Origin of the sequence: Halobacterium sp. DL1 (assembly GCA_000230955.3) — an archaeon.
Lineage (GTDB): Archaea > Halobacteriota > Halobacteria > Halobacteriales > Halobacteriaceae > Halobacterium.
In genome coordinates this window covers 240,882-261,088 of sequence record CP007061.1, presented here as the reverse complement: position 1 = coordinate 261,088, position 20,207 = coordinate 240,882, and the positions used below count along the sequence as shown (strand labels likewise).

The following is a 20,207-nucleotide window of genomic DNA, read 5'->3' as shown; positions in this document are numbered from 1 at the left end:
TGCTTACCAGGGGACGAGGTCAACACACTGCGCCAGTGGGAGGCCCATCATCGATCCGGCGACGGTGTACAGCGGGCCGAGGATAACGAGAACCACAGCGGACTTCATTGCCGAGCGCTTGTGGCGCTTGAGTCCCTTCTTCTGGTCTGGATTGAGCGTGAACATCTCGATGAGGGAGTCAGCTTGCCAGACGACCGCGAGACCGACAATGCCCAGCCCAGTGGTTAGCTGAAAGAAGCCCTCAATCATTCCAGGGAGATTGTCAGCGCTGCATACCGCGCTCTGTGACGTTTGTTGAGCGAGCGCTGGTTCAACTGCGATGAGGGAGAGGGCTGCGATGGTGAGAGGGAGCTTCATTCCAACAGTATTCCGTGCAGTGGTTTTCGGCTTTTCTTGTGAGGAGTCGGTATCTGATCCTTGCATACGTGTCTATGGTTAGCTGTTCCATCGTCCGATAGATCACGAGCTCGTAGCGGATGCGTGGAATCAGCGTTCAGTTCTATCAGAAACAGACCGGGTATATGAATCTGAACATACGAACGTATTCTTAAGAAACGCTTTGTATCTTCTAGCATCTGATAGGATAGGTGAGAAACGCATCGGGGGATATATACATCTTTTCGGACGACAGTGCAGGTATCCACATGTATCGGGAAGTTAATTGGGCAGTACCTGCCGACCCATACATTCTCGAAGAACTAGGCGAGTACGATGGCTGGCACACGGCAAAAAATCTCGAGATCAATACGGACTTTAGTCGCCAATGGATCTCTCAACGCTGTCCAGTATTTGTTGATCATGAACTCGCTGAGCGCCACGAAGAGGAGCCCGCATACCGCCTCACTGAGTTCGGCGAGCAAATCCTCAACGGTGAAGCAGAATACGAAGAACTCAACGAGACGAATGAATGAGCAGTGTTCGGATGTTAACCAACGAACTGACAGTGCCTCTTCCGTTGTTGGTTAATAGATAGTTGCAAGTTCATCAGTTCAATTCTGATAACTGCCCAAGTTGTCGCCGGTCGTCCGAATACGTCTCTCCTCACAGACGTTCTTTGAAAATTCAGCTCCAGCCGACTTCGACAAGCTGCCGGTTCCTGTTGCTTGATAAAGGGGTCTACTGTTAGGCGTTACCTGAACTACTTTTCCGGAACCAAATCTTGATGGCGAAACGAGATCGGGAGTTCATCTCCTGACTCCGCTGCTTGGAGGGTATACGAGTACGCATCTAAGGGTCGGCCAGTTTGGGAATCCAAGTTGTCCACCAATACTTCAGTGACCTTGCAACACATTCCGTGGTATCGGCTATCCGGATCATCGGGACCGATATAGATGCGTACTACATCGGACACCGAATACGGCTCAGGGGAGGGTTGTGGAATGTCGTCCAATGAGATAAACCCTGTTCTCGTTATTCAGCGGCCGTTTCTTGGGCTTCTGCAGACGCACTCTCAAGTACATCTTCAACGATTTGGCTAACCTCGTTTTGGAAGAAGAGCCCCACATCGTGGAACTCTTCGCGAGTGTCCACCCGCGACAGAGCTCGGAGGTCGTTTAGGCTCGTCTGGGAGATGACGTACGAGTGGAGCGAGACGTGGTCTTTACCCGTTCGCTCTGCCAGCTCATTCTCGTACGAATCAATCCCCTCGTAGAACTTGACGCGATGGTCTTCGAGTGGCTCCCCCTCACGAACCATTCCGTGCGGTTCCAAGAAGACGATATGCTGGGCGTCTTCGTTCTGCAGCCACATAATGAAGTCGGGGAAGAATCGGTTCCCATCGCTGAGCAACCCGACACCTTTCCCCCGGGATTGGTTTCTGAGCAGGTACACCTCCCATGAATCGAGAACTTTCTGGCCATCGTTGGATTCGAAATAGCTCTTTAAGTTCGTCACGAACTGCTTCTCGCCTTTGTTCAGCGGCGGTGGCGAGTAGTCGATGTCCTCCTCGTCAACGTTCGTCTCCTCGGCGATGAGCGGGAGATACAGATGGCGGTCGAAATGGACTCGATTCGGCTTCCCATCAGCGTTTGTATACAGCGAGTCATCCTCGACTGCATCCTGTAGTTCGCTCAGGAAGCCCTCGGCGCTCGTTTTGACTGATAGGGTGTACTTCTCGAAGAAGTTCCCCTGCTCACGAGTCAGTTCCTCGTCCATCGGCACATAGGACAGCTGGCTCTGTTCCCAGCTGCTCTGGCGGTCTGAATAGAACTCTTTGATGTACTTCCGGAGGATCATCACGGCAATTTGCTGTACTTGCTCGAGGTCGTCGAATTGCTCAACCTCCAGCATCGACTGCGGGCAGTACAGCGTATAATACTCGTTGGAGAGTATCTCTTGCAGTGTTTTCTTCTCACAGACGAGGTTCCGGTATCCCTTTTCCTTACGGAATTGCCAGACCTTCCGATAGATTTCGTGCCAGTCTAGCAGGTCGAGATACTCCTCTGGGATTGTCCGAGGCTCGTTCTCGTCGAACTCATTAGCGGATTCATCACGGGACGACAATATCCCAACTTGGGGCATGATGTCGATTTCGGGAGTGATATCGCCTGTTCCTTCAAGTTCGAGGTTGACCTCATCGACGTACTCCGACTCGACCTGCGGACGCACGACGAGCAACCCCTGATTTTGGAAGTGGTCTTGAGTCCGTGTCTCAATCTCCACCACATCACGCGGATCCGTGTCGATTCCTTCATCAGAGAGGTAGTCCCGGAACTGCGCCATGTAGTCGGCACGAACGCCGAAAACGTTCAGCCTCTCCAGAAGCGAAAGGTTCGACGGCGGGTCGACTTCAAGTTCCGAAGACCGCTTGAGTGTTCGGTCTTTCCCCAGAAGTCGAACTCCTCTCCCGAACAGCTGGATGACCTGGGACCCCTCTCCACGCCCGAAGTTCATCAGGCCCATTGTGGAAACACGCCAGGAGTCCCACCCCTCGATGAATTTGCGCGACCCCATGAGGACGTTGATCGGTGAGTCACGCTTGTTGATCGAGCGGAAGAGCGACTTCTTGAATTGGTCCGATTCGACGGAGATATGGTCGTACGCACCTTCGATTCGGTCGAGGAAGACCCGGTCCCCACCGATGTTGATCACGCCGAAGTAGTCATCTGTCCCGCTCGCTCGAAGCCCAATCTCTCCGTCTGCGTTTTCGATGTTGACGAGGTCTAGACCAGATGACGCACGAACGTGGAACATCTCCTCCAGCAGCTGGTTGTATACCTCTTCGCCGTCGAGATTGGTCTCGCGGAGTGCTTCAAGCGCGTCTCCAAACGGATCGATTTCATCGTCGTCGACCAACCCAGCATCCTTCTGCAGAACACGGTCGATAGCCTTCGGCACCCAATTATCCTCGTTCCGAAGGACTCTGGCCATGAAGTTCAACGACTTCTCGACGTCAGTAAGCGTCCGGTCTTCGTTTTTACTGACTTGCGACTTCGTCGTGGCGTTTACCGTGTGGCCGATGAAGACGAGGAGTGGGAATTTGATGTTGTACGTGTTCCGAACCGTCTCCGGGTCCTGATTGAACACATAGATCTGCTCGTAGTAGGTGAGAAGATTGGCGAGTAGGTACCGATCACGGAGGTCGGTGTCAACTTCGCTCTCCAGATTCACGATGTGGTAGTCCTTCCCGTATCCGTCATCGTAGAATCGAGGATACGAATAGTCGAAAAGGATCGATTTCCCATACTCCTCCTCAACATCGACGCTTGCCTTCGAGAGTGCCTGCCCGAATGTCGCACTGTACTCAAAGGTAAATCCATCCTCGGCAAGACTCTCGCGAAGCATCCGCCACGTCTGGCCCTTTCTAGAGCCCTTGTGACCTTCGTCGACGAGGACGAGGTTGTTGTGACCAAACGACTCTACCTCGACGCTGAGGCCCTCACCACTCTTCTCTTCGACCAGTTTCTGAATCTCAATGACCTTGACCGGGTTTTCTCCAACACCCTGCAGTTCGATGGTTTCGGCGTTGAAGTGGTGACACGGAATGCTGCTCTCGCGCAGGTCCTCGATGTGCTGTTCTGAGAGGCCCTCGTTAGGGGTTACGAGAAGAATGTTCTCAGGAAGGGCGTCCGAGTCCTCGACATAATCGAGATACTGGTAGTAGTTGATATGCATGAGCAGTGTCTTCCCACTGCCCGTTGCCATCCAGAATGCCAGTTTGTCGAGGTCGCTGTCGTCGAACTCGGGGAACTTGATCCGTCCCTTTTCCTCGTTCTGCTCGTTGACAAACTCGTTGAGGTTGGCTAGAAACGCTTCTCGATTGTTCACCACTCTATCGAGATACGCTTCCGTCATCAGACACGCCAGTACCTGGAACGGCTTCAGCGTGATTGGGTCTGATCGCCGTTCGTTGAGTGCTTCAGTGTGCATTCTGACGTTCTCGTCGTACTGAAGCAGCTGTTCGGGCGTCAGAACCTCACTATCGGATTTGAACGAAACGAACCGATAGACATCGCTACGCCCCTCGTCATCGTATCCCTCTTCCTGGTTGTCTAGTTCCTCGTAGTACTGACGGACTGAGTCAGGGTCGTTCGGGTCGTCGACGCCGAAGAAATCACGGAAGTAGGCAGTTAGTGCCATTCGCTTCCGGAGCTTCTCGAGTGCACTACGCGACATTGGGACTCTCCTCCATCTTCTCTCGGAACGTAATTTCGAGGGGTTCTGCCTGCGCGATCTGGCTCTCGCCGTTCACGTAGACGCGGTCGTACGATTCACTATCGAACCCGTCGTCGAACCATTCCTTCTCTTTATCAAGATCGATATCTTCTGTCTGCCTCCACACGGTGAGGATTTTTTCGCCACCGGTTTCTGTATCAACATCACAATTGGTGACCACGTACTTTCGATCCTGGTGGGTTTCACGCCAATACTGGCGGACATCGGCTCCAATCAGATAGTGGAATGTCTCTATGAGATCGACTTTAGTCAACTCTCGGCTCTTACCATTCTGTTCGATCCAGAGTTCATGATTGAATGGATTGTCGAAGGTTCCTTCCGGGAGGAGTGAAGGACTCTCGCGAGACTCAAATTCCAGCATATATCCCTGAGTGTAGTCTTCAATTGAATCATCAACCAGAGTTTGTTGGGAGCTATTCGGTTCACTTAACATTATATTGTTGAGCGCATCTTCATACGACTCTGCCCGATGATACTTTATCAGGTGTGTGACGCCATCCTGAGCACCTGGCGTCCCCCCTTTCCATTCAGACGAAAGGACAGCACGCTGAATACGGGGGAGAATCATTGTGTCAAAGTATTCTCCCATCTCCACCAACACGTAACGTCGGTCACTGTTCTCCTCTCGATTCAGATCAATCGCGGCATGGGCAGTAGGACCGGACCCTGCGAAGAAATCCATCACCCATTCGGTTGCATCATCGTCGGTTCCAATCCTAAGAACTCTCTTCAGAAGTGAGGTAGGCTTAACTGAGTTCAGAACATCCTCTGTTTTCTCAAAGTCAACGAATTCTAGAAGCTCTTTCTTAGCGCGCTGAGTATGTCCTACTTCGCCATAGCTCCACAGAGTCTGTGGCACCATTCCTTCCTGTACTTCAGAAAGGAACCGCTTCAGATGAGGCATATTACCTCCACTTTCGCCCCACCAAATCCGATTGTCTTCATCTAATTTCTCAAACTTCTTCTTACTGATAGACCAGTAACGGCCCGTTGGTGGAGAGAATATTTTGCCCGACGGACTCTCAACCTCATACTGGCCTTCACTGTATGGATTACGGGCAGTCAGATCGCTAGGCTTCCATTCTCCTCGTGGATCATCATCTGGATTCTTATACCGCTTATTTTGGTCATCACTCCGTGGTAGCAAGTTGGGCCGCCATGTTTCTTTATCTTTAGAGTAAACTGTAATATAGTCATGATCTTCAGAGAAATACTTGGCAGAGTTTTTGGGTGAATAGACCTTCTCCCAGATCACATCCGCGACAAAATTCTGGGAACCAAACACATGATTCAATAGAAGGTTCAACCGATTGTTTTCGCTGTCATCATTACTGATAAATATCGAACTGTCTTTTGGGAGAATTGAGTGGACTCTTTCCAGGCGGTCACTCATCATCGAAAGCCAGCTGGAATGCTGGTAATTGTCTTTATACAGGAATCCATCATTCCCCGTATTGTATGGAGGGTCAATATAGCTGCAACTGACCTTGTCATTGAATTTTTCGGATAGTAAATTCAATGCCTGAAAGTTTTCACCATTGACTAGTACACCATTTGTTGCTTCTTCGAGATCGTCAAACGAAGACAGCAACTTTAGTTTGAACTCTTCGTCGAACAGACCTGTGTCGACCATTACCGACGTATGGTTCTTTAGGAAGGCTTCGTTGAATTTTCCCTGCCATTTCAGGGTCGTATCCCACTGATCTGTATTATATATCTCACGCCACTGTTCAAGCTGCTCGTCGTTTTCAAGAATCTCGTCGTACAAATCGTCAGGAACCTGATCGAGCGTGACCATGTAGTCGGTCTGGACAACGAACTTCTTCTTCTCGAAGAGCCGCTTCTGGAAGTCCTCTATCTGTGCGAGGAACGAGATGATGCGTTCTGCGATATCGCGCACTGTCCGGGCTCGAAGCACCGGCGGTGATGACCCGTCGTTGGCCTTGATCAGTTCGTCGACGTCGAGCACCTCGTTCTGGAGGAAGAAATCGAGTTCGCCCTCAAGGAATTTTTCCAGATCCTTGTGGACGAAGTAGTCCATAGAGTTCTCCGAGACGTACCGAGTGAGGTGGCTTTTCAGTACCGTAGAGGTGGCGTCGTCGTCTTTCTCTGCGGTGAGGATGCGTTCGGTTCCTGCGTCTTCGACGTGGCCTAGGGTGCGTCCTTCGAGAGCGTCACACCGCATCGCAGGCGTCATGTGCGCGAAGGAGCTTCTGTCGTCGCCTGTCGCCTCGTTGTACGCCTCGACGTAGTCGTCGGCCTCGTCTTCGGTGATCTGTCGGTACTGGAAGCGAATCGTCACCGTCTGCTCGTCAGAGTCCGTCGAAACCGGGTCGCCACGACCGAGTACGAAGTACCGGCTGTCTCCCTTGACGTTGTCCTGCGGCACATCCGCCTCCTCTAAGCGGAACTCAACGGTCCACTCGTCAGCATCGAATCGGTAATCGGTGAAGTGCTCGCCCGTTTTGACGTAGTACTGGTCGTTGTTCGCCCAGTGGAAGTACGTCTCCTCGCCGTTGTACGGGACGTAGTACTTCGAATCCTTCGAAGAGATCCGGCGCTTGGTGTGGAAGTCTCCGTCCTCGTAGTACCGAGAGAAGAACCGGTACAGGTCGTTGAAGATACGGGCTTCCGTCTCCTCAGCGACGGCGACGTCTTCCTGAGTCTCCCAGAGGTCCTGGTACTCTTCGAGGTCTTTCTGTCCGAGATTCGCGTACTGGTCCTTCAGTGACCCATCGGGGTTGAAGATATCGTCGTCCCAGTCCTGACGAAGTTCTGTGGCTTTCTCTTCGAGTTCTTCCTCAATCTCGGCGCGCTTTGCATCAGCCAGAGATTCCAGACTCTCGTCGACGGCGTCGAGGAGATCGTCCTCGATGAACTGCTCAATTCGATCTCGACGCTGGTTCAGAATGCGGTAGACACCAAAGTCGAGATCGGCAGCGTCGAACTGGAAGAGATCCCGTAGCAGTTCCTGAAGCTGTTCTCGATTTCCGTCTCGTGTGGTTTGCGTAGACATGATTAGGTTCGTGACTGGAGGGGGCGATCAGACTGCCATGCACCGAGGGCCGCAATTCCAATGTTCCTGTCGGATGGTCGTGCTTCAACTCCGCTTCCCGTCTCGTATTTGGCCATCCGTATGAGGCTATGTTGCGGTGTTCCTGACCAGCCGTTGTAAAAATTCCCGTTCGGTTTGGGAGTGGTGCATCTCATGGTTAGCAGACGAGGAGGAACAGCCAGTAGGGAATGTAACAAAGGTTGACGCCATCCCGTTCCACAACGAGTGAACCCGACTGCGTCACTTCTTTTGGCAGGCTATCCGCAATGATGAACCTGTAGGGGGCTTCGTAATCGATGTCGAGAAGCTCCTCTCCACCAGGTCTCGGATGCTTTCCGACAGTCGGATCGAACTCTACTGCGATTTCATCAGCATTCCCTGCGTGTGGATGATAGGAGAGAACGAACGGGGCAACTACCCCATCCTCATTGTGGAGGATGTAGTCGACCGTCCCTGATTCAGTCTCGAAGTATTCGACCTGAGGGTCCTCGTCACCTGAGCCACCAACCCTCCATGCCAGTCTTTTCGCATGGTCAAAGGCGACGGTTCGAGCTAGCTTGTATTCGAACTCGTGATTGAGAGACCCGGTCTTCTCGTATGTTTCGAATCCGTGGTGTTCCTGGCGTTGGGACAGAAGTACAACATGGCGCGGATTCCGAAGGTAGAGCCGAGTACGGCGGTGGCGTTGAAGTGAGAAATCGTGAGATTCCGAAACGGAGAGTCCGTCATCCAGGACGGACAGGTACGAATCGACAGTCCGTCGATCGACTTCCAACTGATCACTGATGTCCGTATATCGAAGCTCATTCCCAGCTTGGCTCGCAGCTAATGAAGCGATTCGATGGAGGTTCTCAGGTCGTTGAATCGATTCATACTCTGCGAGTTCCTTATAGAGATACAGGAGGAGATGTGATCGGATGAGTTCGTTTTTGACCGGGGTTTCCGTAGCACGTAGGAAGATTCCACCTTTCTGCAGGTACTCACGAGCGGCCTCATACAGGCCATCTCGCTCAACGTCGGAGAAGGCTTCAAAGTAAAGCTGATTCAACGACGCGACCGCGTCATCCAAGTTTTCCGATTCAGACAAATTACTCCGGACATCCTTTATCAGGGCCTCACCGTCCATACTCCTCGTTTGATGGGACTCCACACGAAGAGCAAAATCAGGGTCTGTCTCGAGTAACGCAGAGTCATCATATGCCCCTTGCTTGATGGTGTCGATGAACTTCATCGGTAGCATCGCACGAGGATACTTGATTTTGGGCTCGCTCGAAGCCGAGATCCCACTCAAGTCGACCTGGGATTCTACAATTCCGGTCAGCAGTAGATAGGTATCATCATCGACCAAGTCTAGAAGAGCACTCTGTTCATCTTCATCGAGTCGCAGAGCCCCGATATTGTCGAGGATGATGTACTTACGACCTCGACGTGGAGCGACGTGAGAGCGGAAATAGTCGATAACGTTTTCGAGTTTTTCCACAGCACTGCTTGAAGGTTCGAGATGGTAGAGAGAATCCTCAAGAGGGACATAGAGGATCTGGCGTGAATCAACGGAGCCGACGATATCTAAATCACGATGGCTGGGAGAGAAGTCAACGGTGTCTGAATCAAGGATTGCAGCGATGAATTGCTGAAGAAGCGTTGTTTTGCCGATTCCGGTCGGTCCGTAAATGGGATACACGAGACACTCAGTACCGTCTTCTCGCTCGTCATCAATGGACTGCAGTACTTTGAGTAAGTCTGATCTGGGGTCTAGAGAAGCGGTTTGCTCTAACTCAGATAGCGAACCATTGCCTGTATCCCACCATTCGTTATGCCATTCAGCGTCTGCGATGAAATCAGAACCGTCAGATGGGTCTGTCATAGAGGAACTTGACCCCGGCATAGTATAAATATGTAGCATCCTGATGAGGCAAATTTCAGTTTTAGCGTAGCACCAACGTTCTTGTAGATGGGCTGTGAGGACCCTCAATATGATATGTCCCCGTTTGGCTAGATTCGTTTTCGACTTACCCTGCAAATCAGCAGCAGGCTCTCAGTCAAGGAGATTCTGGGCTAGCCTCCGATCCACGGAGGAACAACTGGTGGCTGCGGGGGACGATAAGCGTGTCTGAGGTCCAGCATTTCGATGGGACGCTCATTACTGTTCCATTCGGCACTGGTGAGCCTAGATCAACAGTAACTGAGCAATATCAGGCCTTTCTCAAGGAATATAATCCAGAAGACATCCTCGTCATCACTGGATCTCCGACGAGCATGGAGACGTTTCGGGAGGAACTCAAAAACATAGCTCCCGGATCAGCTGTTCCACGTGTCACGTCCCTGGTCGTGCAAGCGACCGACGTCGTGAACCAGACCGATAACCGAGCGATTCTCTCAGACGCGATGCGGCGCGAGCTCGTCCATCGGTTCCTCGAAGAGCAAGAGTGGGACAGTGAGCATTTCCAGCGTGCAGCCGAACAACCCTCCTTCCTGAGTGATATCGCCCAGCTCATGGAAACTGCCACGTGGCAGGATGTTTCCTTCGAGAAGACGCCAGAGCTAGTTGAAGTTGCGGAACTCGTCGAAGCGTTCCACGAATGGCTCGACGGCCATAACCACCTAGAACGGGGCCAGCTAATCACTGAGGCGAATGCGGCGCTGTCGGAGACCGAGAAACGAGATGACGTAGTCGATGTCGAGGCAGTCCTCGCCGTCGAGTTTGAGGAGTTCCTGCCGCTTGACCGTCGCTATCTTGCTACCGTGGCGGATGGGTTGGAGCTCGTATGTGTAGCAGAAGAGAACGCGAGTGTTCGGCGGACATGGATCGAGCCGGGACCAATTACTGACTACGTCTCATTTTCGAGGACAGAGTCTACTGCAAGGACAGTACCCCCATCCCGACCGGCTGCGACGGGTGCGTACTTGGCGACTGAAACCGTTCACGAAGATCCCGAAGCGGGGGAGGTGAACGTCATCCCGACAGAGAGCGCCGACGAACAGATCAAGAATGTCGCTGATGAAATCGAGCGGCTTCGAGATAGAGAGAACTGGGAGTACGAGGATTTCGCCGTCGCACTGAAGCAGAGCGGTTCCGCAGTAATCGAGACGCTTCGTGCCTTCCAGCAGACAGGGGTTCCGACAGAGTCCTCGACTGTCACGGGGTTCGGCGATGATCCCGCTATCCGAGAGCTACTGCAGGTTGTTCGTTATCTGGCAGCCGATGATGACGATGCTCAAACAGAGCTGCTGGAAGCCTCGGTTTTAGACGAATCGATTCTGGCCTCTATCGAGCAGATGAAGGGGCTCTCAAGTCCGCTCCGACGGTGGGCGACCGAGTCGAACATGAAGGTTCGAATCGCTGAGGAGACGTCTCCACTGAACGTTCGTGCCCAATTTGGGAACGTTCAGCGGGCGTTCGCGATGGCGGAGTTCGTAGAAGACACGCCGTTCATCGAAACGACCTGGGAGTCGTTCGCGACGATGCTTGAACGCGCCCACGAGTATGCTCCTCAACAGAACCAAACAAGTTCGACCGAACTTGACGGAGGTGTCCGAGTCGATCACTTACAGGCGATCAAAAACGGGTCCTTCCGAGCAGTCTTCTTGCTGGACATCGTCGACGAAGAGTACCCTGGATCACCTTCCCTGACTCGGTTATTCCCCCAAGAACGCCTCTCAGAGATGCCGGACTATCCGGGCGTAACACAGGTCGACACAGAAGATGTCACCAACACCTTCCCGACCTCCTCGACAGCGTCAAGCCGCCCGTTCCGACGATACCATGCAGAGCATGCACGGCGGCGGCTCGCCATCGGAGCAACTGCTGCTGGCGATCGCCTGTACTTCTGTCTGTACAATCACAAAGACACCGCACTGGAAGAACGTGCTCAGCCGTCGAGGTTTCTCACGGACGCGTATCGGCAGTTGCCGTGGGTGAAAGAGACGACAGAATCAGAGATCAGGAGCGAGCGAAGAGCGGAAGAATATCTGCTCTCTCGGGTCGACAACGCTCTCGCAGACGTCCGTCGCTCTCACAGCCAAGACGTGACGGTCTCTCTCGACGAGGTCGAAGCCGAGCTTTCGGAGATTCAGCACCTCCTCAGTGAAAGCGGGGACCGCGGCGAGCAGCTTCGTGATGCACTGCAAGCACGTATCGAATTTGCTGCTGGAGGGGTTCGACGTGACTGACGTTACCTTCCTCTCGCCGTCGCGTCTCGCGACCTACGCAGACTGCCAGCGGAAGTTCGATTATGAGTACGTTCAGAAGGTCAACGCCCCAGAGAAGACACGGTTGTACCTGAACCAGGGGCGGGCCTATCACGGAACGATCGAGGTAGTCTGCGAAGCAACTAGCCCAGAAGATGACGCCCAGCTCATCTACGATCGGGCAGTAGAGGCATTCCCTGAGCAATGGAGAGAGCATATCTCTCCGGACGAGTACGCGTCAAACGCTCACCAGGAATACCAGCGCCTCGAAAATCTAGAGGCAATCAAGACCTTCTTTGACCCTGATGGTGGCCACGGCATCGATCACGCTCGTCAATCCGTTGCGACGGAGAAGTGGCTCGATTGCGTCGAGAACGGCCTCGGATTGCGTGGGAGAGCCGATAATATTCTCCGGACGGACGAAGGGATCCACGTCATCGATTACAAGCGGAAGCTCAGGGACGTAATTACGTCCAATACTGCTAGCGTCCTTGAGGACCATCTAGACGGAACGGATCACGACCCGAAGAGAGTCAAGAACGTATTCCAGGCGGCCACATACATCGAGGGCATCAAACAATCTGACCTCTACGAGGACGGGATGAATATTCGATTCAGTTTCTACGGTCTCCTGAATCACACGTCGTTCGAAAGTACACCAGACGGATATGAAATCTCTGTACGAGGCTATCCACGCGATACCACGGACATCTACGAAGAGTATCATGACACGATATGGGATCTCCTACAACGTGCACACGAAGGGATCACGAGCGGCTCTCACGACCCAGATCCGTTCCCACTCATTCACGATGAGGCCTGTCCCGACTGCAAGTACCGAGAGATGTGCACAGAATCTCTCGCAGAGGAGGTGAAGCGATGAGCGACGACGTGCCTGATTGGCTCCCAACCATCGAGGACGATGAGGATCCGAAGCCACAGCAGCGGACGATTATCGAGTCGGAGCGGTATCCCATGCGGGTCCTCGCAGGTGCGGGGACCGGAAAGACGTTCACGATGGTCCGGAAAATCGAGAACCTCATTGACGAACACGGAGTTTCTCCGGATCGGATTCTCGCGTTGACCTTCACCAACAACGCCGCTGATTCGATGCGTGAGAAACTCAACGCAAAACTCGGACCCGCAGGGTATGACGTCGACGCGTATACGTACCACTCTATCTGCAACGAGATACTGACGGACTATGCCTATGATGCGGGATTAGATCCAGACTTCGAGATCGCAACGGATGCTGAAAAGTACGTCATCGTGCTTGATGTCCTCGACGAAATCGACTACCGTGCCGTCAAACCCAACGTCTACGGCCCAGATTCATACGTGAGCGGCGTCGCATCGAAACTCCTCTCGTTTATCGGGTCGATGAAGCGAAGTGGGATTTCGCCCGCAGAGATCGAAGAGTATCTCGGGTCACCGGAACAAGTCTATGAGCTCGATGCTGTGCCAGACCGTGTTGAGGAGATTGCAAGTGACCATCTTGGTGGTCGTTCAGTTTCGACCGTTCTCGACGGCATCCAGGATACACGAGCCGACCTCGTCGCAGAACGGGATACCCTCCGCGATGAAGGATTAGAGGCGAGCATCAAAGACTTCCTCGACCGACTCGTTGACCTCTGTGACGCACTCGAAGTGGCGTTTGAGGAGTATGAGGCTGGTGAGCGGTCGCTTCCCGAGGATGCACACAAGCTGCCGAAATATCTCCTTGGAGGGTACAGTAGTGCTCCGAGCGGGATACCAAACGACCTGAAGCTCGAACTGACAGACTACCTCCGAAACGCTCTCGACGAGTGCAAAACTGCCCTGGATTTGAACGCAGGGTATGAGACATACGAGCGAGAGCTCGACCGGCGAAATCTGCTTGACTTCGATGGTCTCGTGGTTAAGACAGTAGAGCTGCTCGAGACTGACGTCGGAGAGGGTCTGGGCGACCGATGGGACTACGTTTTCTGTGACGAGTTCCAGGACACTGATCGTCTCCAGTTCGACCTCATTACGTCCCTTGTCTCAGAGGATTGCCTATTTGTCGTGGGCGATGACGATCAAGCAATCTACGAATGGCGCGGCGCGAACGTCGCGAACATCACTGACGAACTCGACGACGTCTTCGGGCCCGATCTCGAAGACGAACCGCTAGAACAGAACTTCCGGTCACGTCAGCCTATTCTCGACCTCGCAAATGAAGCACTAGAGCGGTTAGCGGATCGGCGGAGTACCAAAATGCTCACGCGTGTCGACGAACCCGATTTCGACGGAGACACGGTCGCGGTCGTTGAGGAAGCCGACGACGAAGACGACCTTCGCGAGCAAGCGGTGAAGTACGGACTCGAAGACGAGATTGATGCGCTACTCCAGTACCTCGAGACACACGGCGAGATCCAGGACGGCCGTCTCCCCGAGTGGTCCGAGTTCCAGGAGCTGGCAGCTGATTACGAGGTGGACCTCCCCCAATGAGACCAACCTTTGGACGCGAGTACATCGAGGACGTGTTCCAGCGAATCGGGGATGGGCTCTTAACCCCACTTATGGGCTACCAACGCTCGACCGGGTTCGTCGAGATGGCGACACAGTCCGTCCTGTGGAGTAGTCCGGTCACGACTACGGGGAGGGAAGGCGGCCGTCTGGTCGGGGAACGCGGCCTCGTTTGATCTCGTGGTCAACGCGACGTAGATGCTTGCAGCCACCCTCAGGTGAGCGCTGCTGCCAGTCGGGACAAGTACACGACTCGTCGACGACGTCGACTTCGTACCGATTACCGGACGCGGACTGGACCTCGTAGCGACCACCTTTCGAGAGGAGCGAGACGTCCATCGCTTCGTCGATGGCACGCTTCGTGCGTGGCTCGAGGTCATCCTGTGGCTGTGGATCATCGTCGACGACCAGACGGTCGCGGACGTCGCCAGTCCGACCACCGTCTGGAGCGACGGCTTCCGCAGGGCTACTGAGCCGCTCGTGGAGCACTTCCTCGACCGGATGGCCTTCCGGCCACAGGTAGTGGACTTCGCGGCGCTCGCGATGGTCGTAGGAGCCACACGCGGCTGCGCTCCCGCTCCAGACTCGCCAGGCACCGAGCGCGGCCATCACGTCGACGATGGTCCGTGGGACGGTCTGATGGTCGTCCGGGAAGAACACCCGGAAGCGGGTACACGATTCCTGCGGTGGGACAGTCTCCCACCAGTCCTCGCTGGAGTCCCAACTGTCGAACATCGCCTCGTCGGTGCCGTAGCCGACAGTGACGCCGTCGATCGGCGTCCAGTCCGTCGGTAAGTGGTCTGCCTGCCCTTCGAGTATCCGAAGGACAGCGTATCGAAGGTACTCGTGGACCTGGTTGTCCGCCGTGCGAGCGACCTGGTGGTGTTGTTCAGCGACGTACTCGGCTTCCTCGAGGACCGTTATGAGATAGCGGTCAGTCATGATTCGACGGAGGTCAGAATGCGCCTCCGCCCCTCGGCGGGCGCAGAAAAACTTAACCAACAGATTCATCGTATCACCTCTCTGCGTTGGTTAACTAGACTCGCCCTACTGCGGTCTTCTGGCAGTGACGAATTCGCTACGTTGTCTCTCCGCAGATACACTCGTGGCCCTGTCGAGACCGGCCAGTTACGTATGCGTGAAGTTCAGTGGCGAGTTCGTACATCGCGTCGGCACGCCCTGCGGAGGCAAGGCCGTCCTGATAGTAGGTCTTTGCGCGGTGGTCGCGCCAGAGATCCGCGAGGTCCGCGGCCATCGACTCCCCGAAGACACCGGCTGCTGCAGCCTCCCGATAGACACCAGGGTGGGTACCGGGGAGATCATCCGGCTGCATCGTGCCGCGCTCGAGGAGCCGAAATTCGACGGTGCGTTCAATTGCGACAAACGACGCCTCAATGACGAGCGTATAGTAGCTGGCATCCCGGAGGGCCTCGGCGCCGGCGAGCAAGCGACAGGCCTTCCGTAGCTGGAGCAGGGCGGCGTCCTCGACATCGAGCCCGGCTTCGATGTCCGTCGGACGGCGGTCGAATGCTGCTTGCACCTCGTCGATGAGGGCTTCGATGCGCGTACTACTCATCGGCGACGACCTCCTTGCGGATCTCGTCGAGGCGGTCGCTCCCGTATACTGTAATCCCCTCGGTGAAGATCTCGTGGAGCTTCGATCCGGCTCTCCCAGCGCTCTCTGCAGATTCGACGTACGGTTCGAACACGAATCGGTCACCGTCGAACCGCTCGGACTGGAGATCGGCGACGACGTCGGTTATCTGCCGGCGGGCTGTCGTCCGGTTGCCATCGACGACCACGAAGCAATCGATATCGCTCTGTCGGTCTGCCTCCCCCCGAGCGACGCTTCCAAAGATGACGATCCCAAGGAGGTCGTTGATGTCGTCGGCGTCGGCGGTCGTGGCTTGGACGCGGTCGACGAATGCTCGGATCGGCGCGTGGAATTCTGATTGAGAGATGCCAAGGATCGGGTCGTCCTTCTGGAGACGGTCTGGGTTGATCGCGATGTAGTTGCGTTGAGGCGTTTCTCGAATCTGGATGGCGTCGATACTGTCGAGGAGATCGACGGCCCGCCAGACCGTCGACCGAGTAACACCCGTGGCGTCGACGAGTTCAGGGATCGAGAACTCCGTGTCGTGGGCGTCGACGAGCAGGCGGAGGATGTCGTCCGCGGCGCCGATGCGAAAGACATCGGTGTCCGGGTCGGGATACGCATCGATACAGACCGTTATATCCTGTTTCGCCATTTCAGACACTATCTGATTTTGTGCAACGACCTATAAATAGATGGCGGCGTCACGCAGCAGGCTGCTTTGCGCTGCGAGTTAGCCGATTCAGCTAGGACTCCGTCGGCGCCAGCGTGTCCAGCTCGATATTGATGCGGACCCGGTACGTGCTGGCTGTCGACCCGGTCTCGGGACGCGTGGGGTCCAGCAGGGAATAGCCACTCGTGAACGACGCGACGAGCCCCTCTCGGGTGGGAAGGCCGATGCCAAGCTGGTCGGCGAGGTAGACGATCCGCTTGGTCGCGGCGCCGTTGTCGAGGCGCTCGAGATACTCGCCGACGGTTTCCCAGGAACAGCCTTGTTCGTCGGCGGCGCGCATTGCGCACGCGAGCTCGCGGATGCCGCCACAGAACCCGGGATGGTCAGCACAATCGACGAGGGTCTTCTCCAAGTCGCTGACCTGGATGGTGGTCCCCTCGATGGAGGTCGGCGTCGTGCCGAAGAACTTCCGGCCGGTGACCGTCGTGACGCGGTAGGGCACGCCGTGAATCTCCCGGCTCTGGGCCCGGGTTGGTGTCACGACGTAGACTGTCCGGGGAACCTGTTCGGTCAGCCCGTGGTGGCTGAGCGCGCTGTAGTAGCCGATGTACATTGGCTCGGCGACGTGGGCGGCGATGAGGTACTCATGGGTCGTGTACATGGACTTCTCGCCGGCCGCGAGCGGGACGATGAGGTATGTTCCCGGGAAGAGTCGGTCGAGCCATCCCTTCTCCGTGAGTCGGGACGCGATCTCCCGGGCGGCGTTCGGAGCGACCTCCAGGGTCGTCTCGATGTCGTCGACCGAGATGATCTGGTGGCCCTCAGCGGCAAGCCGCGAGAGGAGCCGACTTTCCCGAGTTGAGAGCCCCTGCCGATTACTTTGCGTTTGTTCTATGGTTCCCACACCTGCGTTTCGTACATAGAATATACAACCGTACCGACTTGAGTGTTGTACCACCGCTCGCTGACGGGCCCAACCCGGTTAACTAACGGAAGGAGATCACGGGGAAGAACGTTGGTTAAGAGTTACTCTCTCGCTTCGAGTGTGTCGATGACTTCCTGCGCCGACGTACTGATCCGTCCAAGCCGCTCGCGAACAACCTCGGGATCGTCCGACTCCCAGGCTGCGAGGTAGAACGCCGAGCCGCTGGTATCGAGTCCGCAGTACCGCCCGACGACGTACGCGACGGCTTCGGCCTCGACTTCGCGTTTCGACCGCTCGGTGTCGTCGTCGACGTCAAAGTGGAGCAGGGCGTGCGCGTACTCGTGAATCAGTGTCCGGGCGAGATCAGCGTCGTTCTTCCGACCCCGTACCTCGACACGCGGCTGCATATCGACGAGACTCAGTTGCTCGCAAATGCCCTTTGCCTCACCGTGGGTCCACTCGTCTGCTGGAATGATCTGCACCGTCACGCCGAGTTCATCCGAGGCGTCGGTCAGTTGACCAACGAGGTCGCCAGCGTCCCCAGTCGCCTCAGTGTCGAGGTCGGGGAGCGGTTCGCCCTCGGTCTGGGAGATGTCAAACACCGGTGCGGGCTTGAACCCGACCAGGCCCTCGGACCACTCCTCGGGTGGCGTCTCGTCGTACTCACAGTCGCTGCTCTTGTGGTAGCTCGGCGAGTTCTCGCACTCCGGACACTGGTTCGTGATGATTGGTGCCCAGATCCAGATAGCCGATTCGCCCTCCGTGACGTGGCGGTCGAACTCCTCCTGCCACGTCCGGTAGCCCGCCACCCGCGTTGCCTCGGGACACTGCCGCTTGATGAGGAGCGTGTTCCGGTAGGAGTAGTCGTGGAAGCGACTCTGGACGTCAAGCCACTCCTGGAACTCCGCGCTGGCCTGCGCGTCGTCGACGCCGGCGACGAGGTCGTCGATCCACTGTTCGATAGTGCTGTTCATCTCGTCTGATCGCGTGTCGGTCTGGTCAAAGGAGACCGACGAGTCACTGGTCGTAGCCATTGTATTCACCGAATCAAGTTCACGGCGACTGCGTCTGTTCAGACCGCGCCGCACCCCTCAGGGGCGTTCAAAAAACCGCTCTGTCGGTCAGCGGAGCTCGTGGCGTTCGTCCGCGAAGCCGACTGTGACGAGGTACTCGAGGAACTCGTCGAACCGCTCGACGTCGCTAGGCGTATCGGTCGCAAGGTGACGTGCCCACTCGATAGCCCATTGGAAGGCGGGGTCCGTGCCGCCCTTGCCGTGAATGTACCACCATCGGGCCGCTTTCAGCACGACCAGCGGATTCGTCGGCGGCTGCTCACCGGCGAGTCCACGGGTGATGGATTCGATTTCGTCGGGGACGTCGGCGGGATCGACCTCCGCTGATTGCGTGTTGTCGATATCGACCGGGATCTCGTCGATCGAGACGGTGTCGGGACTCTGTTGTTGACTCACTGGAAGTCACCTCTGAGAGCTTTCGAAGGAGCCCTCGCCCTCTCTGGGGGCACGAAAAACAGGTCGCGAAGTCACGCCGGGGGGAGGTAGACGCTCTGCTCGCCGGCGATCTCCTCCAGGTTGTTCCGGTGACGGTGGCTGAAGTAGCACTCGTAGCTGCAGTATCCACAGACTGCGCCAGTGTCGTATTCAGCGACGAAAGGGCCGCGACGTGTTCGCCAGACGTTTGCCTCGCATTCGGTGCAGGCGGCTTCCTCGAGATCGGCTGGGCTCGGCCCCCCGTACTCGATGTGTAACCCCGCGTCCTGTGGTGTCGTCTCGGGCCAGATCCCGTGGGACTTCCAGAACTCACGTATTCGAGCGAGACTATGGCGCACCGTCTTCCGAACGGTGACGTGATCGGCGTCGCGACCGCTGTCGTCCCAGCCGTCGGCCGTCCAGAACTCGCCGAACTGTGCGCCGCGATGGAGTCCGTTCCAGTCGACGCCCACGATGTCGGCTGGTGGATCGGCAGAGAGCGTCGGTCGGGTCAGCTGCTGGATGGCCTCGAGTTGCTTGGGTGGGCTCCCGCCGAGGATGTGGACGTGACGACCGCGCCAATCGGTCGGCTCGGAGAACTCGTGGGCCAACCGGTCGGCGTAGCCACGCGAATATCCGAGGACGATGTCATCGGGAACCGCGTCGATCACCGATCGTGACTTCGGGACGATAATGAGCTCGGCCTCGGGGTAGCTGGCCTGAATCTCGCGAGCAGCGGCGACATGGTCATCGACGTCGTCGCGTTCGTAGACATCGCCTATGACACCGACCCATGGTTCGTGCTCGAAGAACCGATCGACGAATCGATCCAGATTGGGGTTCCGGAAGTCGTTGTCGAGCATTCCGACGGGGATATTCAGGTCCTGATACTGGCTCTGCTGGTATCCACAGTCCTCTCGGAACCCGGGTAGGAATCCGACCTTATAGGCATCCAGGGTGAACGGCGCTCGATGGAGGAAGGCCACGACGTCGGCTTGTCTGGCGGCAGCGATTTCACTAGCCGTGTTGGAATTTGCACTCAGATCGAGGGACATGACTGGGCTTGCGAGGCCGCTGCTGGCCGCCCCGCATCCATTCAGGGGCTCGAAAAACCGGGACTACAT

At 55.8% G+C, this 20,207-nt stretch carries 15 protein-coding genes; 4 read left to right on the top strand and 11 right to left on the bottom strand.

Annotated elements, in window-relative coordinates:
• Positions 1-3 precede the first annotated feature (3 nt).
• The gene (locus HALDL1_01235) at positions 4-423 is read right to left on the bottom strand and encodes a hypothetical protein (GenBank protein AHG05623.1); all 420 of its coding nucleotides are present in this window, start codon (positions 421-423) and stop codon (positions 4-6) included.
• 221 nt (positions 424-644) lie between these two features.
• Here HALDL1_01235 and HALDL1_01230 point away from each other — a divergent pair, with 221 nt between their 5' ends.
• Positions 645-911, top strand: coding sequence for a repressor (locus HALDL1_01230; GenBank protein AHG05622.1), 267 nt, complete (start codon positions 645-647; stop codon positions 909-911).
• Positions 912-1,410: 499 nt separating this feature from the next.
• Here the strand turns inward: HALDL1_01230 and HALDL1_01225 are convergent, their stop codons facing one another.
• From HALDL1_01225 to HALDL1_01215, 3 genes are all read right to left on the bottom strand, one after another.
• Positions 1,411-4,614 carry a type III restriction endonuclease subunit R gene (locus tag HALDL1_01225; GenBank protein AHG05621.1) on the bottom strand — a complete coding sequence of 1,068 codons (3,204 nt, stop codon included), beginning with the start codon at positions 4,612-4,614 and terminating at the stop codon, positions 1,411-1,413.
• A complete protein-coding gene (locus tag HALDL1_01220; GenBank protein ID AHG05620.1) occupies positions 4,604-7,690 on the bottom strand; it encodes a restriction endonuclease in 3,087 nt (1,028 codons plus the stop codon). The genes HALDL1_01225 and HALDL1_01220 overlap by 11 nt, the downstream gene beginning before the upstream one ends.
• A 196-nt stretch (positions 7,691-7,886) precedes the next feature.
• Positions 7,887-9,593: an ATPase AAA gene (locus tag HALDL1_01215; protein AHG05619.1), complete on the bottom strand. Its 1,707-nt coding sequence runs from the start codon at positions 9,591-9,593 to the stop codon at positions 7,887-7,889.
• Positions 9,594-9,835: 242 nt separating this feature from the next.
• Between HALDL1_01215 and HALDL1_01210 the strand changes: the two genes are divergently transcribed.
• The 3 genes from HALDL1_01210 to HALDL1_01200 are packed head-to-tail and all read left to right on the top strand — an operon-like array spanning position 9,836 to position 14,386.
• On the top strand, positions 9,836-11,899 hold the full coding sequence (locus HALDL1_01210; GenBank protein ID AHG05618.1) for a DNA helicase UvrD: 2,064 nt from the start codon (positions 9,836-9,838) through the stop codon (positions 11,897-11,899).
• Positions 11,892-12,800: a hypothetical protein gene (locus HALDL1_01205; protein ID AHG05617.1), complete on the top strand. Its 909-nt coding sequence runs from the start codon at positions 11,892-11,894 to the stop codon at positions 12,798-12,800. Before HALDL1_01210 ends, HALDL1_01205 begins: the two co-directional genes overlap by 8 nt.
• On the top strand, positions 12,764-14,386 hold the full coding sequence (locus HALDL1_01200) for an exonuclease V subunit beta (GenBank protein AHG05616.1): 1,623 nt from the start codon (positions 12,764-12,766) through the stop codon (positions 14,384-14,386). Before HALDL1_01205 ends, HALDL1_01200 begins: the two co-directional genes overlap by 37 nt.
• A gap of 144 nt (positions 14,387-14,530) precedes the next feature.
• On the opposite strand, the gene HALDL1_01195 is transcribed toward HALDL1_01200, so the two are convergent.
• The 7 genes from HALDL1_01195 to HALDL1_01165 form a co-directional block, all read right to left on the bottom strand.
• On the bottom strand, positions 14,531-15,346 hold the full coding sequence (locus HALDL1_01195; protein AHG05615.1) for a hypothetical protein: 816 nt from the start codon (positions 15,344-15,346) through the stop codon (positions 14,531-14,533).
• A gap of 136 nt (positions 15,347-15,482) precedes the next feature.
• The gene (locus HALDL1_01190; GenBank protein ID AHG05614.1) at positions 15,483-15,980 is read right to left on the bottom strand and encodes a hypothetical protein; all 498 of its coding nucleotides are present in this window, start codon (positions 15,978-15,980) and stop codon (positions 15,483-15,485) included.
• On the bottom strand, positions 15,973-16,662 hold the full coding sequence (locus HALDL1_01185) for a DNA polymerase subunit beta (protein ID AHG05613.1): 690 nt from the start codon (positions 16,660-16,662) through the stop codon (positions 15,973-15,975). Before HALDL1_01185 ends, HALDL1_01190 begins: the two co-directional genes overlap by 8 nt.
• An 82-nt stretch (positions 16,663-16,744) precedes the next feature.
• Positions 16,745-17,575: a transcriptional regulator gene (locus HALDL1_01180; protein ID AHG05612.1), complete on the bottom strand. Its 831-nt coding sequence runs from the start codon at positions 17,573-17,575 to the stop codon at positions 16,745-16,747.
• A 122-nt stretch (positions 17,576-17,697) separates the two neighbouring features.
• The gene (locus tag HALDL1_01175) at positions 17,698-18,630 is read right to left on the bottom strand and encodes an LtrC (GenBank protein AHG05611.1); all 933 of its coding nucleotides are present in this window, start codon (positions 18,628-18,630) and stop codon (positions 17,698-17,700) included.
• Between the two features lie 87 nt (positions 18,631-18,717).
• A complete protein-coding gene (locus HALDL1_01170) occupies positions 18,718-19,065 on the bottom strand; it encodes a hypothetical protein (GenBank protein ID AHG05610.1) in 348 nt (115 codons plus the stop codon).
• Between the two features lie 71 nt (positions 19,066-19,136).
• On the bottom strand, positions 19,137-20,138 hold the full coding sequence (locus tag HALDL1_01165; protein AHG05609.1) for a hypothetical protein: 1,002 nt from the start codon (positions 20,136-20,138) through the stop codon (positions 19,137-19,139).
• Positions 20,139-20,207 lie beyond the last annotated feature (69 nt).